The sequence below is a fragment of the Faecousia sp. genome (assembly GCF_048519415.1).
In the GTDB taxonomy this organism is placed as follows: Bacteria; Bacillota; Clostridia; order Oscillospirales; family Oscillospiraceae; genus JAZOXB01.
This window is the reverse complement of sequence record NZ_DBFZUT010000039.1, coordinates 1-5871: the sequence shown is the minus strand read 5'-3', so window position 1 is coordinate 5871 and position 5871 is coordinate 1. Positions and strand designations below refer to the sequence as shown.

Annotated in this window: 4 protein-coding genes; 1 reads left to right on the top strand and 3 read right to left on the bottom strand. The window is 64.0% G+C overall.

Annotation, left to right across the window (positions count from 1 at the left end):
• Window positions 1–66: 66 nt before the first annotated feature.
• Window positions 67–1638, bottom strand: coding sequence for an O-antigen ligase family protein (locus ACMKFF_RS04605; RefSeq protein ID WP_419496199.1), 1572 nt, complete (start codon window positions 1636–1638; stop codon window positions 67–69).
• Window positions 1631–2164, bottom strand: a complete 534-nt coding sequence (locus tag ACMKFF_RS04600; RefSeq protein WP_417325719.1) for a DUF4330 domain-containing protein — start codon at window positions 2162–2164, stop codon at window positions 1631–1633. The genes ACMKFF_RS04605 and ACMKFF_RS04600 overlap by 8 nt, the downstream gene beginning before the upstream one ends.
• 362 nt (window positions 2165–2526) lie before the next feature.
• Here ACMKFF_RS04600 and csaB point away from each other — a divergent pair, with 362 nt between their 5' ends.
• Window positions 2527–4746, top strand: coding sequence for a polysaccharide pyruvyl transferase CsaB (gene csaB / locus ACMKFF_RS04595; protein ID WP_419496198.1), 2220 nt, complete (start codon window positions 2527–2529; stop codon window positions 4744–4746).
• A 92-nt stretch (window positions 4747–4838) separates the two neighbouring features.
• On the opposite strand, the gene ACMKFF_RS04590 is transcribed toward csaB, so the two are convergent.
• A complete protein-coding gene (locus ACMKFF_RS04590; protein ID WP_419496197.1) occupies window positions 4839–5801 on the bottom strand; it encodes an alpha/beta fold hydrolase in 963 nt (320 codons plus the stop codon).
• Between the last annotated feature and the right edge of the window lie 70 nt (window positions 5802–5871).

Sequence of the window (5871 nt, the reverse complement as noted above, 5' to 3'; positions counted from 1 at the left end):
ATAAAAAACGCTGCAAAATATGTTGGGATTCCAACATATTTTACAGCATTTTTACAACGTATGCTTTCAGGCGGTTTCCTGTGTCCGGCGGCGCAGCAGGCCGACCCAGGCCATCATGGCCGCAACGGCAAAGAACAGGGCCATCATATAGGGCTCCTCCCAGATGCTCTCAAACACGCTGTGGATGAGCACGCCGATGAGGCCGCACAGCATACCGGCGCACAGGGGTGACCAGCGGGTCTTTGCCGTGCGCACACAGGCGCGCAGGCCGTTGCCGACGAGGCCAAGCAGCATCATGCCGAAGGCCGTCACGCCGACAATGCCGTTCTCCGTGAGGATCTTGACGTAATAGTTATCAACATACATATACTCGACCCACGGCAGGACGGGATTCTGCACCGCGACGGCGCCGCCGTACATGCCGTAGCCCATGCCGAAAACGGGATCCGTGGCCTTGAGGTAGCCGATGGCCGTGGCCCAGCGCTTCGCGCGGCCGCCGCGGGCGTTCGAGTCCGCGAACTGCGGCGTGAACAGATAGCCGATGCGGCTGCGCACGAACGGCAGCGTGCAGGCCACCGCGCCGCACACGAGCATCAGGGCCAGCAGGCGGCGGTCGATGAGCAGGGCGAACAGCACGGCCGCAATGGCCAGCGCGAGCCACGCGCCGCGCGACATCGTGAACAGGCAGCCCGCGCACATGGCAAGGCCGCACAGCCAGAACAGCACCTTCTGGGAAGGGCGCTCGCAGGCATAGGCCAGACCGATGGTCATCGGCGCGAACAGGATCATATAGGCGCCCATAATGTTCGGATTGCTGAAGATGGAGTAGACACGCGTGCGCACCGCGCCCTCGGCGGCGTCCGTCCAGCTCGCGGGGATGGGCACACCGATGATGAACTGCCAGATGCCGTGCAGCGCCAGCACCGTGGCGATGATAACCATGGTGAGGTACATCTCACGGAAATCGCGCTCGTCGCGGATGAGATGCGTGACGAGATAGAACACCGCCAGATATTCCATGCTCGCGCGGAAGCCCGTGAAATTCACGGTCGGCGCAGGGCGGACCGTCATCAGCAGGAGCACGCCCACCGTGAGATAGAACGAGATCCACAGGCCGATGCCGTTGGCCGTGCTGGTAAGCGGACGCTTCGTGTCGACGCGGCGGTGGATGACCCACACGAGCGAGAAGAGCATCAGCAGCTCATCCCAGACGGAGGCGATGGCCGCCAGCTGCAGCACATCGCGCAGCAGGTAGTCCATGATCGCATAGGACGAGAACAGGAACAGCAGGAAGCCCGTCATGCCGCCCGCAAACAGCCAGCCGAGCAGGAGGCTGCTGCGCAGCGCGCCCATGACGCGGCGGTAGATCCGGTAAACGAGGCTGTCCTCCAGTACTGGCACGACGCGCGCCCCGATGCCGCACAGCCACGCATTGCCGCGGTCCATCAGCCTGCGGTAGGCCGAGCGCTCCACGGCGGGCTGCCCGCCGAGCAGGCGGCGCAGCGTCCGGCCGGGCAAAGACTCCGCAAACGCGCGGTGGATCGCCGCAAACATCCGCGGCAGGAACGTGCGGTGGTACAAGGCCGCAAGCGCCGCGAACAGCCGCCAGAGCAGACTGGTCCTCAGCAGCTCATCCATGAAGCTTCTCCATGGCGCTGACCGTGCCGAGCATCTCGATATCCACGGTCTTGACCGTATAGTCGCGGCCGATGCGGACCTCCTGCGTGCCGACGACGAAGGAACCGACGGTGTTCTTGGCAGCGGCCTCGATCACAAAGCGGACCGTCACGCGCTGGCCGTCTGCACTGTCGTCCTGCGGCAGAATTTCCGCCGAGGTGATCTGCGCATCCTGGAACTTGTTGCTGTTGAAGATCTGATTCGGACTGACCTTAAGGATGGAATCGTCGTCAAGCTTCAGCTCATAGTCCTCCGCCGTCACGGCAGTCACGGCGTTCTCCGCCTGCATCAGGGGCATGTCCTCGCACAGGACGGTGTAGCGCAGGTTCGCCTGCGCACTCGGCTCGTCGGCAGCGATCGTTTCGCCGCCGCTTCCGCCCACCATGCGCACGGCGAGGAAGGCCACAGCGGCGATCACGACAAGCAGGATGAGTACATCGACGATGTTCAGCTTGCCGAACAGGCGGCCGTTCTTGACGATTTTCATAAGATAACCTCCAGTTGGCGGAAAAAACGGGAGAAATCCGATTGCTTCTTTCCGCAAAATATATTATAATGAATATTCAGGCAAGCTGATTCTATCAGATTTGCCATGGAATTGCAAGAGGCAACAAGAGGCACAAGTGATATCAGGCTGTCAAAAACCTGCCAAGTCAAAAGCTTCGGAGGGAAGGATAGTGTGAAAGGAAACCGTCAGGGTTTCCTTTCGCGTCAAATTACCCGCCGCAGCGGCAGAATTGCAAAATAAAATCACAAAAACTTATTTTGCAATTCTGAAAGCAGCTTGGCGAAATAGCCCGCAGAGACTTTTTTTGACAAGCTGTTCTGCCCATTTTGAGGTATGACCGTATGAAACTCATCCATCTGATCTCCGGCGGAGATGTCGGCGGCGCGAAAACGCACGTTCTTTCCCTGCTGCAGGGCCTGAACCGCACGGAGGATGTCCACCTGATCTGCTTTATGGAGGGACCGTTCGCCGAGGAGGCCCGCTGTCTCGGCATCCCGACGACCGTCATTGAAGGCAGCAACCCCATGGCGGTGCGCAAGCGCATCCTTGCCATCATCCGGCACGACGACTGCCAGCTGCTGCACTGCCACGGCGCCCGCGCGAACATGATCGGTGCGCTCGTGCAGCGGCAGGCGCGCATCCCCGTCATCTCCACCATCCACAGCGACTACCGGCTCGACTATCTCGGCCGCCCGCTGGCCGCGCTGACCTACGGCAACATCAACAAGGTCGCGCTGCGCCGCTTTGACGCGTGGATCGGCGTTTCGGACGGCATGCGCCAGCTCCTTATTTCGCGCGGGTTCGACCCGCAGCGCATTTTCCCGCTGTATAACGGCGTCGACTTCTCCACCCCGCTCAAGACCGTCCCGCGGGATGAGTGGCTGCGCGGCATCGGCCTGACGCCGACGGACAAAACCGTCGTGTTCGGCATTGCCGCCCGCATCTCCCCCGTCAAGGATATGACGACGCTCGTGCGCGCCTTTTCCGCGGCCGTGAAGCAGGCGCCGGACATCCGCCTTGTCATTGCGGGCGACGGCGAGCAGGCCGGAGAGATCCGCGCGCTGGCCAAGGAGCTGTGTCCGGAGGGCACGGTATTCTTCCCCGGCTGGCTCGAGGACGTCAACAGCTTCTATCAGGCACTGGATGTCAATGTGCTCACGTCGCTGTCCGAGACCTTCCCCTATGCCCTGACGGAGGGCGCGCGCATGCACTGCGCGACCATCGCCTCGAACGTTGGCGGCGTGCCCTACCTCATCGACGACGGCGAAAACGGCCTGCTGTTCGAGCCGCAGGATGTCTCCGCGCTCACGGCCCACATGCTCACGCTGGCGACAGATGCCGCAAAGCGCCGCGGCATGGGCGAGGCGCTCTATGAAAAGACGAAGCGCGACTTCTCCGTGCAGGCCATGGTCGAAAAGCAGAAGCATTATTACGAGATCATCATCCGCCGCTTCCGCCGCCCGAAGCTTGAGCGCGACGGCGTCGTGATCTGCGGGGCCTACGGCAAGGGCAACGGCGGTGACAACGCCATTCTCGACGCCATCGTTGCCCAGCTGCGCCACATCGACCCTGATCTGCCGATCTGCGCCCTCAGCCGCACGCCGAAGGAGACGCGCGCGGCCGCCTGCGTCGATTCGCTCTATACGTTCCGGCTGCTCGCCATCCGCCGCAGGATGCGCCACGCGAAGCTCTACCTCAGCGGCGGCGGCACCCTCATTCAGGACACCACGAGCACGCGCTCGCTCCTCTATTACCTTTCGAGCATCCGCATGGCCGCCCGCGCGGGCTGCCGCGTCATGCTCTATGGCTGCGGCATCGGCCCCGTCTCGCGCCCGCGCAACTGCGAACGCACCGCCAAAACGCTCAACCGCTATGCCGAGATCATCTCCCTGCGCGACCGCTACTCCGAGGAGACGCTCCGCGCCCTCGGCGTGACGACGCCGGAGATCCACCTGACGGCGGACCCCGCCCTGCTGATCGATCCGGGCGACACGCCCGCCATCCGCAGCTTCCTGCACCACAGCGGTCTGGCAGACGGCACGCGCTATGCCCTGTTCGCTCTGCGCCCGTGGAAGGACTTCGACCGTCACATCGCCGCCTTTGCAAACGCGGCGGAATACGCCCACCGGGAGTACGGCCTGACACCGGTGCTCTACGCCATGGAGCCGGCCCGTGACCGCGCCGCGCTGAACGCCGTCGCCGCGCAGCTTCGCTGCCCGTATCTGCTGCTGGAGGCCGGGAGCAACGGCACAGAGATCGTGGCACTCATCCGCCGGATGTCGCTCGTCATCGCCATGCGGCTGCACACGCTGATCTTTGCCGCCGGGCAGGGCGTGCCGATGGTCGGCGTCGTCTACGACCCGAAGGTCAGCGGCTTCCTCGACTACCTCGGGCAGGACCTCTACCTCCCGCTGGAGGAGGCGAACGCCGCCTCGCTGTGCGACCTCATCGACACGGCCATGGCCGAGCAGATGTTCGAGGCCGAAAATATCCGCAGCCTGCGGGAGCTGGCCGCAGAGAACGAAGAGCTGGCCCGTCATCTGCTGACGGAGGAATCATAGGCATAAAATCAGCCGGAGACCCGGCGGAAGCACTTCACAGCAGCTTTCGCCGGGTCTCCGGTTTTTGTGGGAAGGGAGCTATTTCCGCGCCCCTATTTCTCCGCAGGCGATTGATTCCGCGGCTTTTCCGACTCCGCCAGTATCGTTTCGCAGAAGCGCAGAATGCGGCTGCGCGCCTGCGCGGCGGCGCCGCCCGCCTCCTCATGGAAGATATCATGCCGCGCGCCCGGCAGCAGGACCGTCTGCACGGGGAGTCCCGCCCGTTCCATCGCCGCGCCGAGCTGCCTTACCCCGCTTCCCATCGCGCCGACAGGATCGTCCGCGCCGGACAGCAGCAGGATCGGGCAGCGGTTCCAGCCCGCAAGCGCGCGCTTTCCGCCGGTGCGGCGCATGGCGCTCAGCAGCTCCAGAAACAGCGCCGCTGAGATATCCGGCCGGCACAGCGGGTCGGCGCAGTAGCGGTCGAGCGCTTCTTCGTCGGCGCAGAGCCAGTCCGCCCGGGTGCGGTTCGGCGCAAATTTCCGGTTATAGGCGCCAAAGGAAAGCTTCTGCACCAGCGGCGTCGTACCGCCGGGCTTTGCCCGGCGCAGCTGGCCCCGGACGATCGCCTGTATGACGGCAAGCACCGCGCCCGGCTGCGTGCCCGTTCCCGCAAGGATCACCCCCGCCGGAGCGACCATGCCCCGGCAGAGCGCGTCCCGCAGCAGGAAGGAGCCGAGGGAAAAGCCCAGCATTCCCAACGGCACACCAGGGAAGCTCTCCCGCAGTCTCTCACAAAAGCGCTGCAGATCAGAAAGCGACTGCTCCCAGCCGTCCGGTCCCATATCGGCGCAGGTCCGGCTGCCCGGATTGCGGCCGTGCCCACGTAGGTCAAAAGCCGCGCAGGCAATACCATGCTCTGCCAGCGCGGCAGCCAGCGTGTCGTAGCGCCCGCTGTGCTCCGTCATCCCGTGGCTGATCTGCAGCACGAGGCGCGGCTGCCCGTCCGGTAGCCACAGGCGCGCGGGAAGCTCCGTCCCCTGCGCGCCCGCAAATTGGAATTCCGTTTCCTGCATGGTTCATTCTCTCCTTTCGGTTCAAAGGCTGGAAAAGTACGGGTGCGCCGCTGCTGCCGCGGCGCACCCG